At 66.1% G+C, this 25,803-nt stretch carries 24 protein-coding genes; 17 read left to right on the top strand and 7 right to left on the bottom strand.

All coding sequences use genetic code 11. The features are described from left to right. The 3 genes from B2W22_RS06425 to B2W22_RS06415 form a co-directional block, all read right to left on the bottom strand. Positions 1–918, bottom strand: a complete 918-nt coding sequence (locus tag B2W22_RS06425) for an ABC transporter permease (RefSeq protein WP_286936673.1) — start codon at positions 916–918, stop codon at positions 1–3. Positions 919–981: 63 nt separating this feature from the next. Beyond that, complete coding sequence (locus B2W22_RS06420) at positions 982–2,568, bottom strand: ABC transporter substrate-binding protein (protein ID WP_286936672.1); 1,587 nt, start codon at positions 2,566–2,568, stop codon at positions 982–984. Positions 2,569–2,591: 23 nt separating this feature from the next. Further along, positions 2,592–3,350 carry a GntR family transcriptional regulator gene (locus B2W22_RS06415; protein ID WP_175121807.1) on the bottom strand — a complete coding sequence of 253 codons (759 nt, stop codon included), beginning with the start codon at positions 3,348–3,350 and terminating at the stop codon, positions 2,592–2,594. Between the two features lie 200 nt (positions 3,351–3,550). Between B2W22_RS06415 and B2W22_RS06410 the strand changes: the two genes are divergently transcribed. The 3 genes from B2W22_RS06410 to B2W22_RS06400 all read left to right on the top strand — a co-directional run bounded on the left by B2W22_RS06410 (position 3,551) and on the right by B2W22_RS06400 (position 7,009). Next, entirely contained in the window at positions 3,551–4,747 is a 1,197-nt protein-coding gene (locus tag B2W22_RS06410; protein WP_286936670.1) for a pyridoxal-phosphate-dependent aminotransferase family protein, read from the top strand. A 22-nt stretch (positions 4,748–4,769) separates the two neighbouring features. Further along, positions 4,770–5,822, top strand: coding sequence for a serine hydrolase domain-containing protein (locus B2W22_RS06405; protein ID WP_286936669.1), 1,053 nt, complete (start codon positions 4,770–4,772; stop codon positions 5,820–5,822). 176 nt (positions 5,823–5,998) lie between these two features. Further along, entirely contained in the window at positions 5,999–7,009 is a 1,011-nt protein-coding gene (locus B2W22_RS06400) for an aldo/keto reductase (RefSeq protein ID WP_175136701.1), read from the top strand. 45 nt (positions 7,010–7,054) lie between these two features. Here B2W22_RS06400 and B2W22_RS06395 read toward each other — a convergent pair whose 3' ends face one another. After that, the gene (locus B2W22_RS06395; RefSeq protein WP_175121803.1) at positions 7,055–7,606 is read right to left on the bottom strand and encodes a TetR/AcrR family transcriptional regulator; all 552 of its coding nucleotides are present in this window, start codon (positions 7,604–7,606) and stop codon (positions 7,055–7,057) included. 211 nt (positions 7,607–7,817) lie between these two features. Between B2W22_RS06395 and B2W22_RS06390 the strand changes: the two genes are divergently transcribed. From B2W22_RS06390 to B2W22_RS06380, 3 genes are read left to right on the top strand one after another with little or no spacing between them, the layout of a single operon-like run. Beyond that, the gene (locus B2W22_RS06390) at positions 7,818–8,996 is read left to right on the top strand and encodes an efflux RND transporter periplasmic adaptor subunit (RefSeq protein ID WP_175121802.1); all 1,179 of its coding nucleotides are present in this window, start codon (positions 7,818–7,820) and stop codon (positions 8,994–8,996) included. Between the two features lie 39 nt (positions 8,997–9,035). Continuing rightward, a complete protein-coding gene (locus tag B2W22_RS06385) occupies positions 9,036–12,197 on the top strand; it encodes an efflux RND transporter permease subunit (protein ID WP_175185418.1) in 3,162 nt (1,053 codons plus the stop codon). 3 nt (positions 12,198–12,200) lie between these two features. Next, positions 12,201–13,637 (top strand): efflux transporter outer membrane subunit, encoded by a 1,437-nt coding sequence (locus B2W22_RS06380; protein WP_218343635.1) that lies wholly within the window; start codon positions 12,201–12,203, stop codon positions 13,635–13,637. Positions 13,638–13,715: 78 nt separating this feature from the next. On the opposite strand, the gene B2W22_RS06375 is transcribed toward B2W22_RS06380, so the two are convergent. Both B2W22_RS06375 and B2W22_RS06370 read right to left on the bottom strand, forming a co-directional pair. Then, positions 13,716–15,056, bottom strand: a complete 1,341-nt coding sequence (locus tag B2W22_RS06375) for an MFS transporter (protein WP_175121799.1) — start codon at positions 15,054–15,056, stop codon at positions 13,716–13,718. Between the two features lie 73 nt (positions 15,057–15,129). After that, the gene (locus tag B2W22_RS06370) at positions 15,130–16,791 is read right to left on the bottom strand and encodes a GMC family oxidoreductase (protein ID WP_286936667.1); all 1,662 of its coding nucleotides are present in this window, start codon (positions 16,789–16,791) and stop codon (positions 15,130–15,132) included. Between the two features lie 135 nt (positions 16,792–16,926). Between B2W22_RS06370 and B2W22_RS06365 the strand changes: the two genes are divergently transcribed. Further along, positions 16,927–17,781 (top strand): IclR family transcriptional regulator, encoded by an 855-nt coding sequence (locus tag B2W22_RS06365; RefSeq protein WP_175185415.1) that lies wholly within the window; start codon positions 16,927–16,929, stop codon positions 17,779–17,781. Between the two features lie 16 nt (positions 17,782–17,797). Here the strand turns inward: B2W22_RS06365 and B2W22_RS06360 are convergent, their stop codons facing one another. Further along, positions 17,798–18,226 carry a VOC family protein gene (locus B2W22_RS06360; RefSeq protein ID WP_175121796.1) on the bottom strand — a complete coding sequence of 143 codons (429 nt, stop codon included), beginning with the start codon at positions 18,224–18,226 and terminating at the stop codon, positions 17,798–17,800. A gap of 121 nt (positions 18,227–18,347) precedes the next feature. Here B2W22_RS06360 and B2W22_RS06355 point away from each other — a divergent pair, with 121 nt between their 5' ends. The 10 genes from B2W22_RS06355 to B2W22_RS06310 all read left to right on the top strand — a co-directional run. After that, positions 18,348–18,692 (top strand): GFA family protein, encoded by a 345-nt coding sequence (locus tag B2W22_RS06355; RefSeq protein ID WP_175121795.1) that lies wholly within the window; start codon positions 18,348–18,350, stop codon positions 18,690–18,692. Positions 18,693–18,777: 85 nt separating this feature from the next. Next, positions 18,778–19,185 (top strand): carboxymuconolactone decarboxylase family protein, encoded by a 408-nt coding sequence (locus B2W22_RS06350; RefSeq protein WP_175121794.1) that lies wholly within the window; start codon positions 18,778–18,780, stop codon positions 19,183–19,185. Between the two features lie 13 nt (positions 19,186–19,198). Then, positions 19,199–19,810, top strand: a complete 612-nt coding sequence (locus B2W22_RS06345; protein WP_175121793.1) for an LON peptidase substrate-binding domain-containing protein — start codon at positions 19,199–19,201, stop codon at positions 19,808–19,810. 27 nt (positions 19,811–19,837) lie between these two features. After that, positions 19,838–20,773, top strand: coding sequence for a hypothetical protein (locus B2W22_RS06340; protein WP_175121792.1), 936 nt, complete (start codon positions 19,838–19,840; stop codon positions 20,771–20,773). A 157-nt stretch (positions 20,774–20,930) separates the two neighbouring features. Next, positions 20,931–21,611: an RraA family protein gene (locus tag B2W22_RS06335; RefSeq protein WP_175136690.1), complete on the top strand. Its 681-nt coding sequence runs from the start codon at positions 20,931–20,933 to the stop codon at positions 21,609–21,611. Beyond that, entirely contained in the window at positions 21,608–22,810 is a 1,203-nt protein-coding gene (locus tag B2W22_RS06330; RefSeq protein ID WP_286936664.1) for an aminotransferase class I/II-fold pyridoxal phosphate-dependent enzyme, read from the top strand. Before B2W22_RS06335 ends, B2W22_RS06330 begins: the two co-directional genes overlap by 4 nt. Before the next feature lie 74 nt (positions 22,811–22,884). Next, positions 22,885–23,706 (top strand): ABC transporter substrate-binding protein, encoded by an 822-nt coding sequence (locus tag B2W22_RS06325; RefSeq protein ID WP_175121789.1) that lies wholly within the window; start codon positions 22,885–22,887, stop codon positions 23,704–23,706. 123 nt (positions 23,707–23,829) lie between these two features. After that, the gene (locus B2W22_RS06320) at positions 23,830–24,519 is read left to right on the top strand and encodes an amino acid ABC transporter permease (RefSeq protein WP_286936661.1); all 690 of its coding nucleotides are present in this window, start codon (positions 23,830–23,832) and stop codon (positions 24,517–24,519) included. Next, positions 24,512–25,201 carry an amino acid ABC transporter permease gene (locus B2W22_RS06315; RefSeq protein WP_175122014.1) on the top strand — a complete coding sequence of 230 codons (690 nt, stop codon included), beginning with the start codon at positions 24,512–24,514 and terminating at the stop codon, positions 25,199–25,201. Before B2W22_RS06320 ends, B2W22_RS06315 begins: the two co-directional genes overlap by 8 nt. Before the next feature lie 12 nt (positions 25,202–25,213). Beyond that, a partial coding sequence (locus tag B2W22_RS06310; protein ID WP_286936660.1) for an amino acid ABC transporter ATP-binding protein occupies positions 25,214–25,803 on the top strand: 590 nt, incomplete at its 3' end.

Genomic DNA, 25,803 nt, shown 5'->3' with positions numbered 1-25,803 from the left:
TCAGGACACCCGGATGCGCGGATCGAGCCACGCGTTGGCCACATCGGCGGCAAGCGTCAGCAGCACATACAGCACCGACAGCAGCAGCACGATCAGCTGCATGACCGGATAGTCCTTGTACGTGATGCTCTGATAGGCCAGATACCCCAGGCCGTCCAGCGCGAAGATGGTCTCGATGACCACCGAGCCGCCCAGCAGGTAGCCCAGCTGCACGGCGGCCAGCGCGACCACCGGCACGATGGCGTTGCGCAGGGCGTGCTTGAAGATGACCTTGCGGGCGGGCAGCCCTTTGGCCCGCGCGGTGCGGATGTAGTCGGCGCTCAGCACCTCGATCATGCCGGCGCGGATCAGGCGCATGAACGCCGGCGCGATGTAATAGCCCAGTGCGATCGCAGGCATGACGAAGTGCTGCCACGTGCCGCTGCCCGACACCGGCAGGATGCGCAGCGAGATCGAGAACAGCATGATCAGGATCAGGGCGAAGAAGAAGTTCGGCAGCGCCTGGCCCAGCACGGCGATCGCCAGACAGACGCGGTCGATCAGGCTGCCTTTGTACAGCGCGGCCAGCACGCCCAGCGGAATCGAGATGCACAGCGCAAACGCCAGCGCCGCCATGCCCAGCTTCAGCGTGGTCGCCAGCTTGGACAGGATCAGCGGTCCGGCCTCGGTCTTGAAGTACACCGACGTCCCGAAGTCGCCCTGCAGGATGTGCCAGAGCCAGTCGGCGTACTGGACGATGATCGGGCGGTCCAGGCCGTAGGTCTTGCGGATCATGTCGATGTCGGCCTGCCGCGCGCCTTCGCCGGCCAGCGCCAGCGCCGGGTCGCCCGACAGGTGCAGCAGCAGGAACGCCAGGATCGACACGGTCAGCGCCACCAGCGCCGCCAGGCCCAGGCGCCTCAGCGTGAAATAAAGCATAGGACTTCCTCTCTGTTCAGCAGCGCCGGGCGTTTGCGAAGCCCGCCCGGCGCAGACCGCGCCTTACTTCCAGCTCATGTCCCAGAAGCGCACCAGCTCGTCCGAGTAGGGCTTGAAGTTCACGTCCTTGGTGGCGACGTAGTAGGCGGGCAGCGTCCACAGGGGAACGGCGTAGGCCTTTTCCGCGATGATGTCCAGCGCCTCCTTGTAGGCAGCCTTGCGCGGCCCGGGTTCGATGGTGGTATCGCCCTTCTTGAGCAGGTCGCGCACCTTCGGGTCGCGCGTGATGTCGTCGCTACCGAAGGCGAAATACACCGGCGTGGACGCCGACACGTCGTTCACCAGGTTCGAGCCCCACGTCTGGTGCGTGAGCGACGCCTTGTTCGCGCGGATCATGTCGCGCATCGCGGCGTACTGCAGGAAGTTCAGCTTGGCGCGGATGCCGACGGCCTGCAGGTAGTTGATGATGGCTTCGGTCTGGTTGCGTTCGCGGTACGCGACGATGTCGATATCAAAGCCATTCGGGTAGCCCGCTTCGGCCAGCAGTTTCTTGGCCTGCGCGGGATCGTACTTGTAGGTCGGCGCGCCTTCCTGCGTGCAGCCCACTTGCGACGGCGTGCAGATGGTGTTGATGAGCCCGCCGCCTTCGCCCACGATGTTCTTGAGCATCGATTCGCGGTCGATCGCGTGGATGATCGCGCGGCGCACCCGCTCGTCCTTCAGCTGCGGCGCGGGCGTGCCTTCCAGGATGTTCATCTGCATGAACACGATGCGCATGGTGTTGCCCGTGACCATCTGCAGGTTCGGCATGCCGCCCAGCTGTTCGGCCTGGTCCTTGGGCACGCTCATGATCAGGTCTTCGCCGCCCGAGATGACCTCGGCCATCTGCGTCTGGCGGTCGGGGATGAAACGGATGACGACCTTGCCGATCTTGGGCTGCGCCTTGGGCGAATCCTTGAAGTAGTCGGCGTTGCGTTCCAGCGTGATGGACTTGCCGGGCTGGTAGTCGACGACCTTGTACGGACCCGAGCCCACGGGCTTGGCGTTCATGCCCTTGGGGCCGACTTCCTGGTAATACTTCGCCGGGTGGATCGCGGCCGTGGTGGACAGGTATTCCTTGGCGCCGGGGAAGGGCTCTTTGGTGGTCAGGCGCACCTTGTACTTGTCGATCTTCTCGACCTTGTCGATCCACGACACGTTCTGCTGCGTGACCGCCTTGTTCTTCGGCTCGGCCACGTAGTTCAGCGTGTAGACCACGGAGTCTGCGTCGAACTCTTCGCCGTTGTGGAATTTGACGCCTTCGCGCAGCTCGAACTCCATGGTCTTGTCGTCGACCTGCTTCCAGCTCTTGGCAAGCTGGCCCTTGTACTCATTGGTGACGGGGTCGCGGTAAAGCAGGGTGTCCCACACGTTGGCGGCAATGATGACGCCGATGCGCACGTTGTTGAAGTACGGGTCGACGCTTTCCGGCGCCTGGTCGTAGGCCATGCGCAGGGTGTCGTCTTTCTTGCCGGCAAGCGCCGGTTGGGTGGCGAACGCGGCGCAGGCGAGCAGGGCGGCGGCCAGGGCCTTGAGCGGCGTGGAACGGCGGGAGGACAGCGCAGGGGTAGCGGGGGTGAAGCAGCAAGGTGTGAAGCGACTATCAGCCATGGTGAAGGCTCCTCTTGATGACACTACATGTGTTGCGTATCTATCGTCTCGCTCCGGCTCTTGAGCGCCGCGTCGCATTTGCGCTGCAGGTGCTGCCGCATGATGGCTGCCAGCCGGTCCGCGTCGCGCGCGGCAAGGGCCTCCGCCATTTCTATGTGTTCGCGCATCGCCAGATCCCATTTCTGCCGGTCTTCGTTCGAGACGAAGCGCAGGTTCTGGATCCGCGCGTTCTGCGCGTCGTAAAGCTGTTTGAGCAAACTGTTGTGCGCGGCCAGGCTGATGCGTTCGTGGATCTCGCGGTTGACGCGAAAGTACGTCGGTAGATCGTGGCGCGCGTGGCTGGCCATCATTTCGTAGGTCAGCGCGCGGATCTCGGCGATCTCGACGTCCGTTGCGCGCTCGCACGCAAACCGGCACGACATGGCCTCCAGGCCGCCAATCACTTCGAAGGCCTCGCGGATATTGGCGTCCGACAGCGCCACCACCTGCGCGCCGCGGTTCGGTTCGATCTGCACCAGGCCTTCGGCGGCCAGCAGGCGGAACGCTTCGCGCAGCGGGGTACGCGACACGCCCAGCAGGTCGCACAGGGCGCGTTCGTTCAGCCGGGTGCCGGGCGGGAACTCGCCCTGGATGATGCGTTCGCGTAGCGATCCGGCCGCCGATCCCGCCAGCGTGCGCCCGTCGCCGACGGCGCGAGCGGCTGTCGGCGCGGAATCGGGCGTGAGATCGGACGAGGCAACGGCCTCGGCATGATCCGGCGAGAAGCTAGGATCGCTGCGCATTGGTATACAAAAATTCCCCTTGTTTTCGCAGACTATAAACCTGTCTTTGCTGCGGTTTTGATGGGTGTATACCCTAGGTTATCGACGTAAAAACAATGGGATAGAGTGACGCATGCCGCAAGTCCGCCAGGCCGCCCTGCGCTGCCTGACCGCCGCGCAAAGCTGCCTTGGTATACAAACCGTCCACATTGGGGCCACGCATGCTCACGCTGAACACCCACCCGTCCGGCCGGCATTTCCTGCAGATTCCCGGTCCCACCAACGTGCCCGACCGGGTCCTGCGCGCCATCGACCTGCCCACTATCGATCACCGCGGACCGGAGTTCGGTGAACTCGGCAAGGCGGTGCTGTCGGGCCTGAAGCACATCTTCCAGACCGAGTCGCCCGTCGTGATCTTTCCGGCGTCGGGCACCGGCGCGTGGGAGGCTGCGCTGGTCAACACGCTGTCGCCGGGCGATCGTGTGCTGATGGTCGAGACCGGCCACTTCGCCAGCCTGTGGCGCAAGCTTGCCGGGCGGCTGGGGCTGGAAGTGGATTACATCGAGGGCGACTGGCGTCATCCGGTCGATGCCGGCGTGATTGGCGCGCGGCTTTCGGAAGATTCGCAGCACCGCATCAAGGCCGTGTGCGTGGTGCACAACGAGACCTCCACCGGCGTCACCAGCGACATCGCCGCGGTGCGCGCCGCCATCGACCAGGCCGGTCATCCGGCGCTGTTGATGGTCGACACGATTTCTTCGCTGGGCTCCATCGACTACCGCCACGATGAATGGGGCGTGGACGTGACGGTGGCCGGTTCGCAAAAAGGCCTGATGCTGCCGCCGGGCCTGTCGTTCAACGCGGTGGGGCCGTGCGCGCTGGCGGCGGCCGAGACCGCGCTTCTGCCGCGGTCGTACTGGGATTGGCGCGAGATGCTCGGGCCCAATGCCAAGGGGTACTTTCCGTATACGCCGTCGACCAACCTGCTGTACGGCCTGCACGAGGCGCTGGCGATGCTGGCGGCTGAAGGGCTGCCGCAGGTATTCGCGCGTCACGAACGCCATGCCCGCGCCACGCGCCTGGCGGTGGCGGGCTGGGGGCTGGAGCTGCTGAGCGTGGACCCGGCCGCGCACAGCCCGGCGCTGACCGCCGTGCTGATGCCGGAAGGCCATAGCGCCGACGCGCTGCGCAAGGTCATCCTGGACCGCTTCGATATGTCGCTGGGGCAGGGGCTGGGCAAGCTGTCCGACCGCATCTTCCGCATCGGCCATCTGGGCCACTTCAACGATCTGACGCTATGCGGCACGCTGGCGGGCGTGGAGATGGGGCTGGCAGCGGCCGGCGTCCCGCACCGCTCGGGCGGGTTGCAGGCGGCCATGGAATACCTGACCCGCGTGCCGGAACGTGCGGGGCAATGAACACACAACAACGAGGGAACCGATGAATACGCTCATGCAGCAGGCGATCCAGTTCGCCAACGACCACGAATCGACCTGGGACCGCAGCGTCAAAGGCAATTTCGGCGTGCACCTGAACGATCCGCCGCCCTGGAACCGCCTGCTCGGCCCCATCCATGACCGCGGGCCGGTGTCCGGCGTGGTCGTGGTGGACGGCAAGACGGTGGCCGAGTGGGGCGAGCCGGACCGCGCCGACCTGACGTTCAGCGTCGCCAAGCTGTACCTGGCCATCCTGGCCGGCGTGGCGCATGACCGCGGCCTGCTGCCGGACGTGGACGAACCCGTCGGCAAGCGCGTGCCGGGCATCGGCTTTGACGAAGGCCGCAATGCGTCGATCACGTGGCGCCATCTGCTGCAGCAGACCAGCGAATGGGAAGGCGAACGCTTCGGCGTGTCGGACCAGGCGGACCGCTATCGCGCCGTCACGTTCGGTGTACCGCCCGACGGCAAGAAGGGCGATGCGCGTCCGCTGCAGGAACCCGGCACGTATTGGGAATACAACGACGTCCGCATCAATCAGCTGTCGTACGCGTTGCTGCATCTGTTCCGCAAGCCGCTGCCGGAAGTGTTCCGCGAGGCCGTCACGCGGCCGATCGGCTGCAGCGAGGATTGGCAATGGGTCGGCTACGACAATGCCTGGGTCGAGATCGACGGCCAGCGCATGCCGTCGGTGCCCGGCGGCTCGCACTGGGGCGGCGGCATGTCCATCAGCGCCAAGGACCAGGCGCTGATCGGCCAGATGCTGCTGAACGACGGTCAGGCCAATGGTAAGCAGATCCTGTCGCGCGAATGGCTGCAGGCGATGCGCACCCCGTGCGACATCGCCCCGTACTACGGCTATCTGATCTGGCTGAACCACGAAGGCAAGGTGTTTCCCAGCGTGCCGTCGTCCAGCTTCTTCGGCGTGGGCGCGGGCAGCTCGTTCACGTGGGTGGAACCGGAACGCAAGATGGTCGTGATCGTGCGCTGGCTGAATTCCGCTCATGCGGACGCGCTGTTCGGGAAGATCCTGGCGGCGGTGGAAGCGGGTGTCTAAGACCGGTAAGACTGATTCCGGTGTCTGACACCAGTAAGACCGATTCCGGTGTCTGACACCCCAATCCTCGTCCGGGTTTTGCGGCATGTCAGGTTTTTTCGGGCAAGATGTGGCGTTCGGCTGCGCGGTGACGCGCGGCCACGCCTTATCCCTTCATCCGATCAAGGAACCACGCCATGAATTACCGCCGACTGGGAACCAGCAATCTCCGGGTGTCGCCGCTCTGCCTGGGCACGATGATGTTCGGGGAGCAGACGCCTGATGACGAAGCGGCGCGCATCGTTGCGTCGGCACGCGATCACGGCCTGAATTTCATCGATACCGCCGACGTCTACAACGAGGGCCGGTCGGAAGAGGTCGTGGGCAAGCTGCTCAAGGGGCAGCGCCACGACTGGGTGCTGGCCAGCAAGATCGGCAATCCCGTCGGCAAGGGACCAAATCTGGCGCACTACTCGCGCCAGTGGCTGATCCGCGGGGTGGAGCAGAGCCTGTCGCGCATGGGCACGGATTTCATGGACATCCTGTACCTGCATCGCGACTACCACGAAGAAAACCTGGAAGAAGCGCTGTGGGCGCTGGGCGACCTGATCCGCGCGGGCAAGCTGCGCAGCTTCGGGCTGTCGAACTTTCGCGGCTGGCGCATCGCCGAGGTGATGCGTCTATGCGAAAAACTCGGCGTGCCGCAACCGGTGGTGTGCCAGCCGTACTACAACATGCTGAACCGCGGACCCGAAGTCGAGATCCTGCCGGCATGCAAGCATTACGGGTTGGGCGTGGTGCCGTACAGCCCGATCGCGCGCGGCGTGCTGACGGGCAAGTACCTGCCGGGACAGGCGCCCGCGGCGGATACGCGCGCCGGACGCGGCGACCGCCGCATCCTGGCGACCGAATTCCGCGAGGAATCGCTGCAGATCGCACAAAAGCTGGTGCAGCACAGCGCCGCGCGCGGCGTGCAGCCGGGCCATTTCGCAACGGCGTGGGTGCTGGCCAATCCGGTCATCACTGCCGTTATCGCGGGTCCGCGTACGCTGGCGCAGATGGACGATTACTACGCGGCGCTGGACGTGACGATCACGCCCGAGGACGAAACGGTCGTGAACGAGTGGGTGACGCCGGGCCATGCCTCGGCGCACGGCTACAACGATCCGAACTATCCGTTTTATGGCCGTCCGGTGACGGCAGCGTAAACAGGCGCGGGGCCTCGCTCCGCGTCACTTCCGCACAACCGCGGGCTAGGCCGAGATGCCGTGCAGCATCATCTGTTCGGCCACCTGCGCGATGCCCATCCGCGCAATCCGGCCGCGCCGCTCGGCGTCCACCATGCTGGTGATGATTCCGATCAGGAGTTCGCTGAGCGCGGCGGCGGTCATGTCCACGCGGAACGCGCCTTCGCGCTGACCACGCAAAAAGAATGCATCCAGGGTTTCCTGATAGCCGGACCAGCTGTTCATGATGTCCGGCTCAAGTTCCGTGTCGGGCTTCCAGTTGTAGATCAGGAACGCCGTCAATTCCTTGTGCGCCAGGTGCTGTTCGATCAGGCTGCGCAGCGCCGTGCGGGGCGGGGCGGTGTCCAGGTGCGAATCCGCCAGTGCCTGCTTCATGACCTGCGCGCAATGCGTCATCAGGCGCAGCACCAGCTGATCCCGGGTCTTGCAGAACCGGTACAAGGTCGCCTTGCTGACGCCGACCGCCTTGGCCAGCTCCTGCAAGGTTGCGCGCGGCTGATCCACCATCGCCAACGCCAACGCGACCAGCAGCCGTTCGTGGCCTGCCTCTTCAGACATTGCCTCCTCCCCATTTGTGGTTATCCCTGGGCCGGTATTGGATCACGGGCGATTCACTTTGTACAAACTTCCGCGAATTTATCAAGTAAAGACTTGTGAGTCGTCAGATTTAAGCCTGAAAGCAGCAAATGAATCAATATTGATTCAAATCGTCCTTTCAGGTAGCATCGGCGTCTCTTTGAATTCAAAACGCGCAGCGCGGGGGTAGTGAATGAAGGTCAATCAAGCATGGCGGCTGCCCCTGGCGGTGTTGGCGACGGCAATCGTCTTGGCCGGTTGCGGCGGGTCCGATGGCGGTGAGCCGCAGGCGGCGGGGCCGCGTCCGGTCCAGGCGGTGGCAGTGCAGCCCCAGCGCTACACGCTGATCAGCGAGCTGCCCGGCCGGGTCGAACCCATGCGCGTGGCCGAGGTTCGTGCCCGCGTGGCCGGCATCGTGCTGAGCCGCAACTTCGTGGAAGGTGCGGACGTCAAGGCCGGCGACGTGCTCTTCCGCATTGACCCGGCGCCGTTCAAGGCGGCCTTGTCACGTGCGGAAGGTGAGCTGGCCAAGGCCCAGGCCGCCGTGTCCGACGCGCAGGCCGTGGTCAAGCGCTACACGCCCCTGGTCAAGATCGAAGCCGTCAGTCAGCAGGATTTCGACACGGCCAACACCACGCTCAAGAGCGCGTTGGCCGCGCGCCGCTCGGCCCAGGCCGATGTCGAGACCGCGCAGCTCAATCTGGACTACGCCACCGTGAAGGCGCCCATTTCGGGCCGCATCGGACGTGCGCAAGTGACCGAAGGCGCGCTGGTGGGCCAGAACGAGGCCACGCCGATGGCGACGATCCAGCAACTGGACCCGGTTTACGTGGACTTCAACCAGCCCGTCGGCGACATGCTGCGCATGCGCGCGGCCATGCAGAACGGCAGCTTGGGCGAAGGCGAGGGCGCCAGCATCTCCATCACGATCGACGGCACCGACCAGCAGCGCGAAGGGCGCCTCCTGTTCTCGGACATTGCCGTGGACCGCAGCACCGGCCAGGTGGCCCTGCGCGGCGAGTTCGCCAATCCTGACGTGCTGCTGTTGCCGGGCATGTATGTCCGGGTGCGCACGCACCAGGGCGTGGATCCGGAAGCGATCCTGGTTCCGCAGCGCGCCGTCACGCGCAGCACCGATGGCAAGCCGCAGGTGCTGGTGGTCGGCGCGGACGACGTCGTGGAGACCCGCGCGGTGCAGACCGGCACGATGCGCGGCGGCGATTGGCACATCACCGAAGGCCTTGCCGCCGGCGACCGGGTGATCGTGGGCGGCGTCAGCGCCGCCGTGCCTGGCCAGAAAGTCAGCGTGACGCCCGTGAGCGAGCCCAAGGTGGCCGCCGCCGGCGGTGCCGCCGCGTCCGCCAAGCAATAAGCGGCCCTCATGAATCGCGCGCAAATCCGAGGTTAGACCATGTCCAAGTTTTTCATTGGCCGCCCCAATTTCGCCTGGGTGGTGGCCATCTTCATCTCGCTCGCGGGGCTGCTGGCGATTCCGTCGCTGCCCGTGTCGCAGTTTCCGGTGGTCGCGCCGCCGCAGGTGACCATCGCCGCCACCTATCCGGGCGCGTCCGCGACGGTGCTGGTCGATTCGGTGACCAGCGTCATCGAGGAAGAGCTGAACGGCGCGAAGAACATGCTGTATTACGAGTCGTCCAGCAGCTCGAGCGGCAGCGCCGAAATCACCGTCACGTTCCAGCCGGGCACGGACCCCGACCTGGCGCAGGTGGACGTGCAGAACCGCATCAAGAAGGCCGAGGCGCGTCTGCCGTCTGCCGTGACGCAGCAGGGTCTGCAGGTCGAGCAGGCCAGCTCGAACTTCCTGATGATCTACGCCCTGACGTACAAGGGCGATGACGCGAACAAGGACGTGGTCGGCCTGTCCGACTACGCCGCACGCCACATCAATAACGAAATCCGCCGCGTGAACGGCGTGGGCAAGGTGCAGTTCTTCGGCGCCGAAGCCGCCATGCGCGTGTGGATCGACCCGCAGAAGCTGCTGGGCCTGGGCTTGTCGGTGGCAGATGTGAACGCCGCGATTGCCGCGCAGAACGTGCAGGTGCCGGCCGGCAGTTTTGGCAGCCGCCCCGGCGCGCCCGAGCAGGAGCTGACCGCGACGCTGGCCGTGAAGGGCACCCTGGACAATCCGGACGAATTCGGGCGCATCGTGCTGCGCGCCAACCCGGACGGCTCGTCCGTGCGCCTGGCCGACGTGGCGCGTCTGGAAGTGGGACGCCAGAGCTACGACTTCGAAACACGCCTGAACGGCAAGAAGTCGGTGGGTGCGGCGGTGCAGCTTGCGCCGGGCGCCAACGCCATCGACACGGTCAAGGCCGTGAACGCGCGCCTGGAAGAATTGTCGGCCTCGTTCCCCGAGGACGTTGAATATTCGGTGCCGTTCGACACGTCCAAGTTCGTCAGCGTAGCCATCACGAAGGTGGTGCACACGCTGCTGGAAGCGATGGTGCTGGTCTTCCTGGTGATGTTCCTGTTCCTGCAGAACTTCCGCTACACGCTGATTCCGACGATCGTGGTGCCGGTATGTCTGCTGGGCACGTTTGCAGTGATGTCGGTGCTGGGCTTTTCGGTCAACATGATGACCATGTTCGGCATGGTGCTGGCCATCGGCATTCTGGTGGACGACGCCATCGTCGTGGTCGAGAACGTCGAACGCATCATGGCCGAGGAAGGGCTGTCGCCGCGCGAAGCCACGGTCAAGGCCATGGAGCAGGTGTCCGGCGCCATCGTCGGCATCACGCTGGTGCTGTCTGCCGTGTTCCTGCCGCTGGCCTTCATGAGCGGTTCCGTCGGCGTGATCTATCAGCAGTTCTCGCTGTCGCTGGCCGTGTCGATCCTGTTCTCGGGCTTCCTGGCCCTGACGTTCACGCCGGCCCTGTGCGCCACGTTCCTCAAGCCCATCCCCAAGGGCCATCACGACGAAAAGAAGGGCTTCTTCGGCTGGTTCAATCGCGTCTTCAACCGCCTGACGGGCCGCTTCGAGGCGCTGAATACGCGCCTGGTGCGCCGCACGGGCCGCTACATGGTCATCTACGCGGCCATCGTCGCGGTGCTGGCCGTGCTGTACGTGCGCGTTCCCGAATCGTTCGTTCCGCCGGAAGACCAGGGCTACGTCATCGTTGACGTGCAACTGCCGCCGGGCGCGACGCACATGCGCACCGACAAGGTGGTGGCCGACGTCGAACAGCACCTGCTGTCGCTGGACGCGATGGGCGACGCCTTCACCGTCATGGGATTCAGCTTTTCGGGCACTGGCCAGAACGCGGGCATTGCATTCCCCACGCTCAAGGATTGGTCCGAGCGCGGCGAGGGCCAATCGGCCACCGACGTGGCGGATAGCGTCAACGCGAAATTTGCAGTGATCGACGACGGCGCGGTCATGGCCGTCAACCCGCCGCCCATCGAAGGCCTGGGCAATTCGGGCGGCTTCGCGCTGCGGCTACAGGACCGGGGCGGACTGGGCCGTGCGGCGCTGACCGACGCACGCAACCAGCTGCTGGCGCAGGCCAACAGCTCGCCCGTGATCGCCTACGCCATGATGGAAGGCCTGGCCGACGCGCCGCAGTTGCGCCTGGACATCGACCGCGAGAAGGCCGAGGCGCTGGGCGTGGGCTTTGACGTCATCAGCACGGCAATCTCGGCGGCCTATGGGTCGGCCACGGTCAATGACTTTGCCAACGCAGGACGCTTGCAGCGCGTGGTGGTGCAGGCTGACGTACGTGACCGCATGACGCCGGAGAGCATCCTGCAACTGAACGTGCCCAACAAAACGGGCGGCATGGTTCCGCTGAGCGCGTTCGTGAAGACGGACTGGGAGAACGGCCCCGTGCAGATCTCCCGCTACAACGGCTACCCGGCCTTCAAGATCGCGGGTGACGCCATGCCCGGCAGCAGTACCGGCCAGGCGATGGCTGAGATCGAGCGCATCGTGGCGGGGCTGCCGGAAGGCATCGGCTACGAGTGGACGGGCCTGTCGTACCAGGAGAAGTTTGCCGGGTCGCAGGCGCCCATGCTGTTCGCGTTGGCGTTCCTGGTGGTGTTCCTGCTGATGGTTGCGCTGTATGAAAGCTGGTCGATTCCGGCGTCCGTGATGCTGATCGTGCCGATCGGCGCGCTGGGGTCGGTGCTGGCGGTGACAGTGTTGGGCATGCCGAACGACGTGTATTTCAAGGTGGGGCTCATCACCATCATCGGGCTGGCGGCCAAGAACGCCATCCTGATCGTGGAGTTTGCCAAGAGCCTGCGCGAACAGGGGCATTCGCTGGCCGACGCCGCCATCCAGGCCGCCAAGCTGCGCTTCCGTCCCATCGTCATGACGTCGCTGGCGTTCATCCTGGGCGTCGTGCCGCTGGCCCTGGCCTCCGGCGCGGGCGCGGCCAGCCAGCGCGCGCTGGGCGTGGGCGTGATCGGCGGCATGCTGACCGCCACGCTGCTGGGCGTGATCTTCGTCCCCATCTTCTTCGTGTGGGTGCTGTCGCTGGTGCAGCGCAAGCGGGGCAAAGACTCTCCCAAGTCCTCGCCTACCCCCGATGCCACGCCGCGCACGGTGCAGGAGTAATTCATGTTGCAGACCTTCTTTCCCCTGCGGATGTCCACGCTGCTGCTGACCGCGGCGCTGGCGGGCTGCTCGCTGGCGCCCGTCTACGAACGTCCGGCGTCCCCCGTCGGTGACAACTGGAGCCTGGCATCGACCGGCCCCGGCGAATCCGCGGCGGCGACGCTGGACTGGCAGTCCTTCGTCACCGACGACGCCTTGCGCAAGCTGGTCGAGCTGTCGCTGGCCAACAATCGCGACTTGCGCCAGTCGCTGCTCAACATCGAGGCGGCCCGGGCGCAGTATCAGATCACGCGGGCCGACCGGCTGCCCGGCATCGATGCGCAGGGCACGGGCACGCGCCAGCGCGTCCCCGGCGACCTGAACACCACCGGCGAGTCGGCGGTGCAAAGCAGCTACCAGGCCGGCCTGGGCCTCACCGCCTTTGAACTGGACCTGTTCGGCCGCGTGCGCAGCCTGTCGGACGCGGCGTTGCAGGAGTACCTGTCGACCGAGGCCACGGCGCGCAGCGCGCAGATCAGCCTGGTGGCCGAGGTGATCCAGGCCTATGTGGCCCGCGACAGCGCGCAGCGCCGCCTGGATGTCACCCGCCAGACGCTGGCCAGCCGCGAGTCGTCGCTGGAACTGATCGTCAAGCGCCGCCAGGCGGGCACGGCCACCGCGCTGGACTACCAGGAAGCGCTGGGCCTGACCGAGCAGTCGCGCGCGGAACTGGAACGCATGGACCGCGAGGTCCGCCAGGCCGGGAATGCGCTCGGCCTGCTGGTGGGGATCAGCGACCTGTCGCCGTACCTGCCGGCGCGCACGGCCGATGCCCCGATGCTGGTGCAGGAGATCGCGGCGGGCGCGCCGTCGGCGCTGCTGGAAAACCGCCCCGACATCCTGGCCGCCGAACATCAGTTGCAGGCGCGCAATGCCAGCATCGGCGCGGCGCGGGCGGCGTTCTTTCCCAGCATTTCGCTGACCGGGCTGTTCGGCAGTTCCAGCGCGGACCTGTCGGGCCTGTTCGAATCCGGGCAGCGCGCCTGGTCGTTCACGCCGCAGATCACGCTGCCGATCTTTGCCGGCGGGCGCAATGTGGCCAATCTGGATTTGGCTTCCGTGCGCAAGGACATCGCCGTGGCGCAGTATGAAAAGACGATCCAGACGGCGTTCCGCGAGGTGTCCGACGCGTTGGTGGCCACCGAGACGCTGCGCCGCGAAGAGGCCTCGCGCCTGGCGCTGGCGCAATCCAGCCAGATCGCCATGCAGTTGTCCGAGGCGCGCTATCGCGGCGGCGTCGACAGTCATCTGCGTTATCTGGACGCGCAGCGCAGCGCGTACACGGATCAGATCGCCTATATCGACGTCAGCGCCCAGCGCCAGGCGGCGCTGGCGACGCTGTTCAAGGCGCTGGGTGGCGGCTGGCCGGCCCAGCAGCCGCCGCAGGCAGCGCTGGACTGAGCGGGGCGGGCCGCGCCGAACCCGAACGGCGACGGCCCGGGCCCCTGCGCGCACCGCCCATCGGGGCCCGCCCGCCGGCTACGCCTTGCGCAGCCCCGCCCGCGGCATGGACGGCTGACCCGCGCCGTCCAGTTCCACCGGTTGCTTGCCGCGCCCGATCAGCCACGCGCAGAACGCCGACACCACGCCCGCGAAGAGCACGTACAGGCAGATCAGCCACGGCTGCCCGCCGCCCGTCTTGAGCAGGGCGGTGGCAATGATGGGCGTGATGCCGGACGCGAAGATGCCGGAGAACTGATAGACGAACGAGATGCCGGTGTAGCGCACCTTGGCGTCGAAAAGCTCGCAGAACAGCGCGGCCTCCGGGCCGTAGATGGCGGCATACAGGATCCCGAACGGAATGATGATGGCCAGCCAGATCAGCATCACGTTGCCGCCGCTGTTGATCATCATCCAGAAGCCGGGGAACGACGCCGCGGCGGTGATGAGCGATCCCCAGAAGTACACGCGCGTGCGGCCGATGCGGTCGGACAGGCGGCCGAAGAAGGGGATGAAGAAGCACATCACCAGCGCCGCCGCCATCACCCCGATCAACGCCTCGGTCCGCGTGATCTTGACCGACTGCGTCAGGAACGAGATCGAGAACACGCCAAAGACGTTGAAGAACACGCCGTCGATATAGCGTGCGCCCATGCCCTTGACGACGTTGCCGGGATAGCGCCGCATCATGTCCATGAACGGGATGCGGCTTTCGGCATTCTGCGCCTTGACTGCCGTGAACTCCGGCGTTTCCTTGATGTTGAGCCGGATGTACATGCCCACGGCCACCATGGCGGCGGACGCCAGGAAGGCGATGCGCCATCCCCACGCCATGAACTGCTCGTCGGTCAGCAGAACGGACAGCAGCGCCACCGTGCCCGACGCCAGGCACAGCCCGATCGCCAGACCGATCTGCGGCAACGACGCGTAAAAGCCTTTTTTCTCCGGCGGCGCGTACTCATAGGCCATGAGCACCGCGCCGCCCCATTCGCCGCCCAGCCCGATGCCCTGGAACACGCGCAAAAGAAGCAGCAGGATCGGCGCCCAGATGCCGATCATGTCGTACGTGGGCACCAGACCGATCAGGAAGGTCGCGATGCCCATGATCATCAGCGTCATCACCAGCATGCTCTTTCTGCCGATGCGGTCGCCGAAGTGGCCGAAGATCAGCCCGCCCAGCGGGCGCGTGACGAAGCCGACGGCGAACGTCGTGTACGCCAGCATGGTCGAGACCAGCGGGTCCCCGGTGGGAAAGTACAGCTTGTTGAATACGATGCCGGCGACGACGCCATACAGGAAAAAGTCGTACCACTCGATGGTGGCGCCGATCAGCGAGGCGGTGACGACTTTGCGCACCGCCGCTTCGTTTTGCTTGGCCATGTCCAGTCTCCTTTGGTGGGTCGGCCTGGCAATCTGCGCTGCCGCGGCCGGGTCTGTCTGCGATATGGGTTTCCTAGCCGGGGTCCGTCATCTCCATCCGGGGGGGCGTGTGCAGGACTTGCGCGCGCGCCTGCCGCACGTCCTGCAGCATGAAATCCGCCGCGCGCTCGGCCAGCATCACGACCGGCGCGTTGGTGTTGCCCGAAACCAGCGTGGGCATGATCGAGCAATCCACCACGCGCAGCGCCGACACGCCGTGCACGCGCAGGCGCTCGTCCACGACGGCCAGCGGATCGCTGCGCGGTCCCATCTTCGCCGTGCCTGACGGGTGGAAGATGGTGGCGCCATATTCGCGGCAGAAGTGCAGGATCTCGTCGTCCGTGTGCACGTCCGGGCCGGGCCGGAACTCACGTTTCATCAGGCCGGCCAGCGGCTCGGTCGCGGCGACCTGGCGCGCATACCGCACGGCGGCCACCGCCATGCGGCGGTCCAGGTCCGTCGACAGGTAATTGGGCTGCATGGACGGCGCCTCGAACGGGTCCGTGCTGCGCAGGCGCACCCGGCCGCGCGAGGTCGGGCGCAACTGGCACACCGAATAGGTGCAGCCGGAAAACGGATGCACCTTGCCGCCCGCCATGTCGGCGGACAGGGTCGCGAAATGGAACTGGGTGTCGGGGGTGCGGCTGGCCGGATCGACGCGGCAGAAAAGACCGCCCTGATTGATGCCCACGGCCAGCGGACCGCTGCGCAGCAGCAGCCATTGCAGCCCCATGCGCACTCGGCCGGTCAGGCTGCGCAACTGGTCGTTGGTGGTGATGGGGCGGGTGGTCTCGTAGATCAGGCGGATCTGAAGATGATCCTGCAGGTTTTCGCCCACACCGGGCAGGTCGCGCACGACGCCGATGCCGAACTCGCGCAGCAGGCTGGCGGGCCCGACGCCGGATAGCTGAAGCAGTTGCGGCGATTGCAGGGCGCCCGCGCACAGCACGACTTCGCGCCGGGCGCGCAGCGTGCGGACCTGGCCGCCTTGCCGGTAGCGCACGCCGCAGGCGCGGCTGCCTTCGAACAGCACGGCCATCGCGTGCGCATCGGTCTCGATGCGCAGGTTGGGGCGGCTCTGCGCGGGGCGCAGGTAAGCCACGGCGGTGGAGCAGCGGCGGCCGTTTCGCGTGGTCAGCTGGTAATAGCCCACGCCTTCCTGGTCGCCGCTATTGAAGTCGCGCACGTGCGGCACGCCCAGCTTGCCCGCGGCGGCGATCAGCGCTTCCACCAGCGGATGCGGCGTCTTGATGGACGTGGCGTTCAGCGGACCCTCGGTACCGCGGGTGGGGCCGGGTCCCAGGTCGTTGTTTTCCAGCTTGCGAAACCACGGCAGGCAGTCGTCCCAGCCCCAGCCCGCGTTGCCGGCCGCCGCCCACGCGTCGTAGTCTTCGCGCTGGCCGCGGATGTAGATGAGGCCGTTGATGGCGCTGGAGCCGCCCAGCGTGCGGCCGCGCGGCCAGTAGATGCGCCGGTCCAGCATGTTGGGATCCGGGTCCGTGTAGAAGCCCCAGTTCACCACCTTGTGGAACATCGTCTTGCCGTAGCCGATCGGAATGTGGATCCACGGATAGGTGTCCTTGGGACCGGCCTCCAGCAGGCACACCGAGTGCGCGCCGTCCGCACTCAACCGGTTCGCCATCACGCATCCGGCCGAGCCGGCGCCCACCACGATGTAATCGACGGTATCGGACATATCCGCGCGGTCTCCCTTATATTGTTCGGCAGGTCCGACCGGCTCGCGCTCCGCAATGCGGACCAGGCCGGCATCTGAGGCGATTCTAGGAAGCGCGCACACAGAACAAAGCACAACACGCGCTGGGGCAGACAAATGGAACAGAACATGCAGCGTCGGTTTCAAAATCGCAGTGCAGCATCGGAACAGGCGGCCGACGGCCGGTCCGATGACAGCGGCGGGCACCAGGAAGCCGCCCGTTCGCTGCGGGCATTGCTGGTGCTGGATCACCTGGCCCGCGCGCAGCATCCGCCCACGCTCGCGCAGTTGGCGCAACGGCTCGACATGCCCAAGACCACGCTGATGCGCCTCTTGGCCGCCATGCAGCGCGCGGGCTTTGTGGCCGCCACCCCGACTGAAAACGGCTTCGTGACGGGTCCGCAGGCGACATCGCTGGCGCTGGCCACGCTGCGCGCCAGCGCCTTCACGCGCGCATGCCGCGCGGTGCTGACCAAGCTGGTGGGCACGTTGGGCGAAACGTGCAACCTGACCGCGCCGGACGGCGATCAGGTCGTCTACATGGAACGCGTCGAGACGTCCGAGCCCCTACGCCTGTTCTTTGCCGTGGGCAGCCACGTGCCCATGCATTGCACGGCCAGCGGCAAGCTGTTTCTGGCGTCGATGAACCGCCTGGAGCGCAGCCACGTGCTGGCGCGCCTGCCGCTTACGCGCAATACGCCGCGCACGTTCACCGACCCGGCCAAGCTGGACGCCGAGCTGGAGCGGCTGGCCGTGCGCGGCATCGGCATCGACAACGAGGAGTTCGTGCGCGGCATGAGCGCGGTGGCGGTGCCGGTGCGCGACGGCGAGGACCGCGTGGTGGCGGCGGTGGCCTGCCACGCGCCGACCGCGCGGGTGATGCTGGACGATCTGTTGCGCGCGGTGCCGGTGCTGCAAGGCGCCGCGCAGTCGCTGCACGACGTGCTGGCGGCGCACCGGCCGGGCGGTTAGGAAGGGTGCGGGGCGCTCAGTGACTCATGCGGCCGCCGCTTACCATCCACCGCGTGCCATACCGGTCGACCAGCGCGCCGTAGGCTTCGGCCCAGAAAGTCTTTTGCAGCGGCATCGTGACGCTGCCGCCTTCGGCCAGGTGCTCGAACACGCGATGCGCATCCGACACGGTGGGATAGACCAGCGCCAGCGCCACCCCGCGATTGCCGGGGTAGGGATGGCCGGCAGTGGCGTCGCTGCCCAGCAAGGTCTGTTCGTCCAGCGTCAGGCGGGCGTACATGATGCGCCCGGCGTCCTCGTCCGACAGCACCGGCATGGCCGCATCGGGCGGTGCATCTGCGTAGCGGACCAGCGCGTCAAGGCGGCCGCCCAGCACGCGTTCGTAAAAGCGCATGGCCTCGGCGCAGTTGCCGTCAAAACTGAGGTATGCGGATAACTGGGGCATGATGGCTCCGTGCGTGGCCGGGGGTGGGGTTGGGGCTGGGGTGCGGTGCGTCCGCATGGGCAAGGCGGGCGGGGCAGGCCTATGATGGGAGTCTGATCCGATTACGGCCGGGAGACAATCCATGCAACAAGGAAGCTGCCACTGCGGGCAGATCGCCTATGAAGTCGATGGCGATGTGTCGCAGGTGTTGGAATGCAACTGCTCGCACTGCAGCCGCAAGGGCTATCTGCTGTGGTTCGTGCCGCGCGCCGCGCTGCGCATTACGTCGTCCTCGCAGTCCATGTCGACGTACACCTTCAACAAGCACGTGATCTCGCACCATTTCTGCGCCAACTGCGGCTGTGCGCCCTTCGGGTTCGGGGTCGGCGCAGAAGGCAAGGAAACGGCGGCGGTCAACGTGCGTTGCCTGGAAAACGTCGACCTGAATTCGCTGACCCGCATTCCGTACGACGGCCGAAACACTTGAGCGGCCGGCTGCGTTCCTGGACGGGTCAAAAGGCGGCCGCCGCGATGCGGTGGTCCGATGTGTTTTTTCACGATGGAGCGGTGCAATGAGCACGGTAAGGCTGCTGAGCGATGACGAGATCCGCAGAAGTCCCGAGGCATGGGCGGTGTTCGAGGACATCCGCGCCACGCGCAAGTCGGACTTCGTCAACAACTTCTGGCGGGCGCTGGCCAACGATCCCCCGCGGATGCGCAGCGTCTGGGAGCAGCTCAAGACGGTGATGATGGCCGAGGGCGAGCTCTCGCCGCTGGTGCGCGAAATGATCTACATCGCGGTGTCCACCGCCAATGGCTGCTCGTATTGCGTCCATTCCCACACGGCCTCGGCCCGGGCCAAAGGCATGACTGATGGCCAGCACGCCGAACTGCTGGCGGTGATGGCGATGGCGTCGCAGACCAACGCGCTGGCGACGGCCCTGCAGGTGCCCGTGGACGATGCCTTCCACGTGAAATGACCAGGAGGCGGCCATGTCGCTGATTCCCTTGTTTCCGCTGTCCAATGCGCTGTTTCCCGCGGGCGTGGTGCATCTGCGCATCTTCGAGGTCCGCTATCTGGACATGATCCGGCGCAGCATCGCCGACAACACCGAGTTCGGCATCGTGGGCCTGTTGGCCGGCAGCGAGGTCCGCTCGCCCGAGGGCGTCGAGACGCTGTCGCCCGTGGGCACCATGGCGCGGGTCGAAACCTGGGAGGCGCCCATGCCGGCCTTGCTGGAAATCCGGTGCCGGGGCACCTCGCGCTTTCGGCTCCGGTCCAGCGAGGTGGCAAAATACGGCCTTTGGATGGGCGAGGCCGAGCCCATTGCCGATGACCCGCCCACGCCGGTGCCCGCGGCCATGCAGGCCAGCGCCGATGCGCTGGGGCGCTTGGTGGCGCAGTGGCAGCAGGACGGCGTGCCCGCCGAAAGAATGCCGCTGGCGCCGCCGTTCCGGCTGGACGATTGCGGCTGGGTGGCAAACCGCTGGTGCGAACTCTTGCCGCTGCCTCCGGACGACAAGGCAACGCTGCTGGGCCTGACGGACCCCGTGGCGCGCCTGGCCGCGATCCAGGACGTGCTGCGCGGACAGGGGCTGGCGTAGGGCGCCGCCCGACTTTATTTGGACACCATGGAAATCAGAGTAGACGAAGGCCTGCGTGCCTATATAGACCCGCTGACCGAGGACGAACACGCCGCGCTGGAGCGCAGCCTGCTGGCCGAGGGGTGCCGCGACGCCCTGGTGCTGTGGGGCGACCTGCTGATCGACGGGCACAACCGTTACGCCATCTGCGTCAAACACAACATCCCGTTCCAGACGATTCAGCATCCGCACTTCAAGTCCATGGACGACGTGCATCTGTGGATGATCGAGAACCATCTGGGCCGGCGCAGCGTGTCGGACTTCCAGCGCGGGGTGCTGGCGCTTCGCAAGAAGGAAATCCTGCTGGCGCGCACCGGCCCGGAAGCGGGCGGTGCGGCCGAAGGTGGGCTGGACGGCGGCGGCCAAGGATCGCCGGTCAACGGTACGCCGGCCGACGGTGGGCCGGCGGACGATTCCCCGCCTTGGGACGAGGACGCGCCCGGGGCCAGCGCCGCGCCGATGCGCGGGCATGCCAATCCCGATTGGAAGCCCGCCGTCCCCAGCCGCCAGGCGCTGGCGCGCGCCGCCCGCATCAGCAGCAATACCCTCAATCAGATCGAAAAGATCCAGAAGTCCGCGGCGCCGGAACTGGTGCGTGCGGTGAAGGAAGGCGCCATCTCCATCAACGCCGCGGCGGCCGTGGCGTCGCTGCCGGCCGAGCGGCAGACCGCCGCCGTTGCAGGCGGGCGCAAGGAGCTGCAGCAGGCCGCCCGGGAGGTCCGGCAGGCCAAGGCGCCGCCGCCGCGCGAGGCGCCGCCGGAAGAACCTATTGAAAACATCGCGGACATGCCGGCGGAAATCGCGCGGCTGCGCCAGTTGCTGGCCAAGCTGACCGATGAACGCGATCAGCTCAAGAAGAAGGTCATGCACCTGACTGTCGCGTTGTCGGAAGCCCGCAGCGGATCCGGCAGCGGGGATGATTGAGCATTGATGCAGGAATAAGGGATAACCCTTAAACCGCATAATCCACGAAAAAAATTCGTGGATCGCTGGGAATTTATATCGTTTTGAGGAAAGGCTTGCGCGGCTTTGTAATGCAGGTTCGCTTCAACGCTTCCTGCATTCACACCTGACTTTCCTTATGAATCCCATCGGATATCGCATTCTTTCCCGGCCCGAGACGGCCGTCGCCGCCGACGTGCTGGCCGGTTTTGCCAGCATCGGCTCGGCCCAGATCAGCGACTGCATGAATCGCCTGTACGGCGTGTCGGGCCTGCGTCCGCTGCATAACGGCGCACGCCGCACGGTGGGCGTGGCCCTCACGGTCAAGACCCGTCCGGGCGATAACCTGATGATCCACAAGGCGATTTCGCTGGGCGGCGCGGGCGACGTGATCGTCGTGGACGGCTCGGGCGACACCAGCAACGCGCTGGTTGGCGAACTGATGATGATGGATGCGCAGTCGCGCGGCATCGAAGGCTTCGTGATCGACGGCGCGGTGCGCGATGCGGACGTGTTCGCCCAGGGCGAATTCGGCTGCTTTGCGCGCGACGTGTCGCACAAGGGGCCCTACAAGGACGGCCCGGGCGAGATCAATGTGCCCGTGTCGGTCGGCGGCCAGGTGGTCAACCCCGGCGACGTGGTCGTGGGCGATGCCGACGGCGTGGTGGTGATTCCCGCCGAACACGCCAGCGCCGTGCTGGCGCTGGCGCTGAAGAAGGAAGCCGACGAAGCCGTGGCCAAGGAAAAGCTGCGCGCCGGCACGTACACCAAGCCGTGGCTGGAAAAGACGCTGGCGGAAAAGATGGGAGCGGCAAAATGAGCATCGTTGCCGACCGCATCAAGCGCATCAAGCTGTCGCCCAGCGTCGCCGCGCGCGCCATCATTGCGGAACTGCGCGAGCAGGGCCGCCGCATCATCGACCTGACCATCGGCGAACCGGATTTTTCGACGCCCGAACACATCCGCCAGGCCGCCACCGCCGCCATGAACCGCGGCGAAACCAAGTACCCGCCGGCGCAGGGCACGGTGGCCCTGCGCAAGGCCGCCGCCGTCCATCTGCGGGAAGCGACCGGCGTGGAATACCCGGCGTCGCGCGTCATCGTCAGCACCGGCGCCAAGCAGGTGATCTTCAATGGCCTGGCCGCGACGCTGAACGACGGCGACGAAGTGCTGATCCCCGCGCCGTTCTGGGTGTCGTACCCGGACATGGTCCTGGTCAACGGCGGCGTGCCGGTGGCCGTGGAAACGTCGCCCGCCACCGATTACAAGGTGACGCCCGAGGCCCTGGAACGCGCCATCACGCCTCGCACCAAGTGGCTGATGATGAATGCCCCCAGCAACCCGACGGGCTCGGTCTACAGCGCGGACGAACTGCGTGGTCTGACTGAGGTCCTTGCGCGTCATCCGCACGTCTGGCTGATGACCGACGACATCTACGCGCGCCTGAATTTCACCGGCGAACCGACGGTGCATCCGCTGCAAGTGGCGCCGGAACTGTCCGCCCGCACGCTGGTCGTCAATGGCGTATCCAAGGCCTATGCCATGACGGGCTGGCGCATCGGCTACGGCGCCGGTCCCGACGAATTGATCAAGGCGATGGCGATCCTGCAGTCGCAAAGCACGTCGGGCGCCTCGTCGGTCAGCCAGGCGGCCGCGCTGGAAGCGCTGACGGGTCCGCAGGACTGCGTCGTGGAGTTCGCCAAGGTATTCCGCGAGCGCCGCGACCTGGCGATCGCCGAATTGTCCGGCGCGCCGGGCCTGGACATCGTCGTGCCGCAGGGCGCGTTCTATGTCTTTCCGGACTGCTCGGGCCTCTTGGGCAAGAAGACGCCGGCCGGCGACGTGATCGCCAGCGACACGGACCTCACGCACTACCTGCTGCGCGAAGCCGGCGTGGCGGTTATCGACGGCCATGCCTACGGCGCGCCCGGCACGTTCCGGTTGTCGTTTGCCGCCTCGCTGGACGATATCCGGCAGGGATGCGCGGCCATCCGCGAGGCCTGCGCCAAGTTGGCCTGACGGGCCACGCTTTCGCACCCATACGGCGTCATCGCCAGTCTGTACACCTAACAACCATTCAAGGGGAATGAACCATGAAGCGTCACACTCTCATCGCCGCCAGCCTGGCCCTGGCTTCGCTGGCCGCGGGCGGAATTGCCCACGCCGACCAGCTTGACGACATCAAGGCGCGCGGCGAGCTGGTTTGCGGCACGCTGGGCACGTCGCAGCCGTTCAGCTTCCAGGACGGCGCGACGCGCCAGCTGGTGGGCTATGACGTGGACGTGTGCAAGCTCGTCGCCGACAAGCTGGGCGTCAAGGTCAACTACAAGCTGCTGTCGGTGGCGGCGCGCGTGCCGGAACTGAACGAAGGGCGCGTGGACATCCTGGCGGCCAACCTGGGCTATTCGCCCGACCGCGCGCAGCAGATCGCCTTCAGCCACGCGTACTACGTCAGCCCGCAAAAGCTGATGGTGCGCAAGGATTCGGGCCTGGACTCGATCGAAGCCCTGAACGGCCGCCGCATCGGCGCGACCAAGGGTTCCAGCTCCGAGCGCGAGATCAAGCGCATTCTCGACAAGTCGCAGGTCATCGGCTACGGCGACAGCTCGGCCACGTACCTGGCGCTGCAGCAGAAGAAGGTGGACGCGCAGTTTGCGTCGGAGCTGGTGCTGGCGCGACTGGTGCTGCAAAGCCCGCCCACCGCGCCCGTCACTGTTATCGGCAAGGCCGTGTTCGATGAGCCGTGGGGCCTGGGCGTGCGCAAGTCCGAGCCGCGATTCCTGGAAACGGTGAACCAGGCGCTGGACGAGGCCGAAACCTCGGGTGCGGCAGCCAAGCTGTTCGACAAGTGGTTTGGCCCCGACACCCCCTACAAGCTGGAGCGCGGCTTCAAGATCGGCCCGATCGCCGGCTAAGGGGCCGACCCGAGCGCTGCCGTTCGCCAGTATCCGTCACGGCTTCCCGCGTCTTGCAAGGCGATGCGCGGGAAGCCGTGATGCTTGGCGTTGCGCGCCCGAACGCAGGAGATTGACAGGTTTATGAGCTTTCTAGACGCTTCCCAATACCAGCTGCTGCTCAGCGGCATGGCGGTCACCGTGCAACTGTTTCTTGTTGCCTGGGTGATGGCGTTTTCCATCGCGGTGACGCTGGTGGTGGTGCGCGCCACAAACCTGGCGCCATGCCGCTGGGTGGTCGACGCCTATGTGGAATACCACCGCAATGTGCCGCTGCTGGTGCAGGTGCTGTTCTGGTACTTCGGCATGCCCGAGCTGCTGCCCGAAGGATTCCGCATGTGGCTGTATGCGCACAACGCCGAAATGTCGCTGGCCGCGATCGCGCTGGCGCTGGGGTCGGCCGCCTACATCGCCGAAGACATCCGCAGCGGCCTGCGCGCCATTCCCGGCACCCAGTTCGAGGCCGCCCGCGCGCTGGGCGCCAGCTACCTGCAATGCATGCGCTTTGTCATCGTGCCGCAGGCGCTGCGCATCTCCATTCCGCCGCTGGTCGGACGCGCGCTGCTGCTCTTCAAGAACACCAGCGTGGCCATGGCGATCGGCGTGATGGAGCTGACCTACCAGGCGCGGGAAATCGAGAACGAGACCTACCGCACCTTCGCCACCTTCGGCGCGGCGACGATCATGTACCTGCTGGGATCGTTCCTCATCATGGCGCTCGGATCTCGCATCTACGCCCGTTATCGTCTGAACCGCGGAGGCAATGGTGCTTGATCTCCTGATGCAATACTGGCCCACGCTGCTGGTGGGCCAATACCCCAACGGTCCGCTTGGCGGACTGGCCCTGACGCTCATCCTGGCCGCGCTGGGTCTGGCAATGTCCCTGCCGCTGGCGCTCTTGATCGCGCTGGCCCGGGTGAGTCCCTACGGGTGGCTGCGCACGGCCAGCAAGGCGCTGGTCAATGTGGTGCGCGGCATGCCGCTGCTGATGCTGATTTTCTGGGCCTACTTCGTGGTGCCCAAGATCACCGGCCAGGTGGTCAGCGGCTTCTGGACGCTGATCTTTGCCCTGGTGGTGTACGAAAGCGCCTACCTGTCCGAGGTCATCCGTTCGGGTATCGAGGCGGTGCCGCGCGGGCAGATCGAGGCCTCGCGCTCGCTGGGCGTGGGCTACTGGACGACGATGCGCAAGGTGGTGCTGCCGCAGGCGCTGTTCAACGTGCTGCCCAGCATGACCAGCCAGTTCGTGTCCACCGTCAAGGAAACCTCGCTGGGCTACGTCATCAGCGTCAACGAGCTGACGTTTGCCGCCAACCAGGTCAACAACCTGGTGCTGACCCAGCCGCTGCAGGTGTTCGGCATTCTGGCCATCATCTACTTCATCGTGTGCTTCAGCCTGAGCCGTGGCTTGAGCTGGCTGGACCTGCGCATCCGCCGCACGCGGGCCATGGCTTAAAGGAACAAAAACATGATCAAACTCGAGAAAGTGAACAAGTGGTACGGCGAGCATCATGTGCTCAAGGACGTGGACCTGTCGGTGGCGCGCGGCGAGGTGCTGGTGGTGTGTGGACCGTCGGGGTCCGGCAAGTCCACGATGATCCGCACGATCAACCGGCTGGAACCCATCGAAAAGGGCCGCATCCTGATCGACGGCGCGGACATCTACGGCAAGGGCGCCAACCTGAATGCGCTACGCCAGAAGATCGGCTTCGTGTTCCAGCAGTTCAACCTGTTTCCGCACATGAGCGTGCTGGAAAACGTGATCTTCGCGCCCGTGAACATCCGCAAGCAGCCCCGCAAGGAGGCCGTGGAGCTGGCGCGCAGCCTGCTTGACCGTGTGGGATTGGCGCACAAGATCGATGCCTATCCGGGATCGCTGTCCGGCGGGCAGCAGCAGCGCGTGGCGATCGCGCGCGCGCTGGCGCTGCAACCGCCCGTCATGCTGTTCGACGAGCCGACCAGCGCGCTGGATCCGGAAATGGTGGGCGAGGTGCTTCAGGTGATGAAGGGCCTGGCCAAGGACGGCATGACGATGGTGTGCGTGACGCATGAAATGGG

The organism is Achromobacter sp. UBA4530 (assembly GCF_002388205.1).
In the GTDB taxonomy this organism is placed as follows: domain Bacteria; phylum Pseudomonadota; class Gammaproteobacteria; order Burkholderiales; family Burkholderiaceae_B; genus Achromobacter; species Achromobacter animicus.
This window is presented reverse-complemented; position numbering and strand designations above follow the sequence as displayed.

Excerpts from the sequence above, each read along its gene's own strand:
- B2W22_RS06375 (WP_175121799.1), bottom strand. The coding sequence starts at position 15,056 with ATGGCCAAGCAAAACGAAGCGGCGGTGCGCAAAGTCGTCACCGCCTCG.
- B2W22_RS06390 (WP_175121802.1), top strand. The coding sequence starts at position 7,818 with ATGAAGGTCAATCAAGCATGGCGGCTGCCCCTGGCGGTGTTGGCGACG.
- B2W22_RS06365 (WP_175185415.1), top strand. The coding sequence starts at position 16,927 with ATGGAACAGAACATGCAGCGTCGGTTTCAAAATCGCAGTGCAGCATCG.
- B2W22_RS06405 (WP_286936669.1), top strand. The coding sequence starts at position 4,770 with ATGAATACGCTCATGCAGCAGGCGATCCAGTTCGCCAACGACCACGAA.
- B2W22_RS06385 (WP_175185418.1), top strand. The coding sequence starts at position 9,036 with ATGTCCAAGTTTTTCATTGGCCGCCCCAATTTCGCCTGGGTGGTGGCC.
- B2W22_RS06340 (WP_175121792.1), top strand. The coding sequence starts at position 19,838 with ATGGAAATCAGAGTAGACGAAGGCCTGCGTGCCTATATAGACCCGCTG.
- B2W22_RS06350 (WP_175121794.1), top strand. The coding sequence starts at position 18,778 with ATGAGCACGGTAAGGCTGCTGAGCGATGACGAGATCCGCAGAAGTCCC.
- B2W22_RS06425 (WP_286936673.1), bottom strand. The coding sequence starts at position 918 with ATGCTTTATTTCACGCTGAGGCGCCTGGGCCTGGCGGCGCTGGTGGCG.
- B2W22_RS06355 (WP_175121795.1), top strand. The coding sequence starts at position 18,348 with ATGCAACAAGGAAGCTGCCACTGCGGGCAGATCGCCTATGAAGTCGAT.
- B2W22_RS06400 (WP_175136701.1), top strand. The coding sequence starts at position 5,999 with ATGAATTACCGCCGACTGGGAACCAGCAATCTCCGGGTGTCGCCGCTC.
- B2W22_RS06415 (WP_175121807.1), bottom strand. The coding sequence starts at position 3,350 with ATGCGCAGCGATCCTAGCTTCTCGCCGGATCATGCCGAGGCCGTTGCC.
- B2W22_RS06320 (WP_286936661.1), top strand. The coding sequence starts at position 23,830 with ATGAGCTTTCTAGACGCTTCCCAATACCAGCTGCTGCTCAGCGGCATG.
- B2W22_RS06395 (WP_175121803.1), bottom strand. The coding sequence starts at position 7,606 with ATGTCTGAAGAGGCAGGCCACGAACGGCTGCTGGTCGCGTTGGCGTTG.
- B2W22_RS06380 (WP_218343635.1), top strand. The coding sequence starts at position 12,201 with ATGTTGCAGACCTTCTTTCCCCTGCGGATGTCCACGCTGCTGCTGACC.
- B2W22_RS06360 (WP_175121796.1), bottom strand. The coding sequence starts at position 18,226 with ATGCCCCAGTTATCCGCATACCTCAGTTTTGACGGCAACTGCGCCGAG.
- B2W22_RS06330 (WP_286936664.1), top strand. The coding sequence starts at position 21,608 with ATGAGCATCGTTGCCGACCGCATCAAGCGCATCAAGCTGTCGCCCAGC.
- B2W22_RS06325 (WP_175121789.1), top strand. The coding sequence starts at position 22,885 with ATGAAGCGTCACACTCTCATCGCCGCCAGCCTGGCCCTGGCTTCGCTG.
- B2W22_RS06345 (WP_175121793.1), top strand. The coding sequence starts at position 19,199 with ATGTCGCTGATTCCCTTGTTTCCGCTGTCCAATGCGCTGTTTCCCGCG.
- B2W22_RS06335 (WP_175136690.1), top strand. The coding sequence starts at position 20,931 with ATGAATCCCATCGGATATCGCATTCTTTCCCGGCCCGAGACGGCCGTC.
- B2W22_RS06410 (WP_286936670.1), top strand. The coding sequence starts at position 3,551 with ATGCTCACGCTGAACACCCACCCGTCCGGCCGGCATTTCCTGCAGATT.
- B2W22_RS06420 (WP_286936672.1), bottom strand. The coding sequence starts at position 2,568 with ATGGCTGATAGTCGCTTCACACCTTGCTGCTTCACCCCCGCTACCCCT.
- B2W22_RS06370 (WP_286936667.1), bottom strand. The coding sequence starts at position 16,791 with ATGTCCGATACCGTCGATTACATCGTGGTGGGCGCCGGCTCGGCCGGA.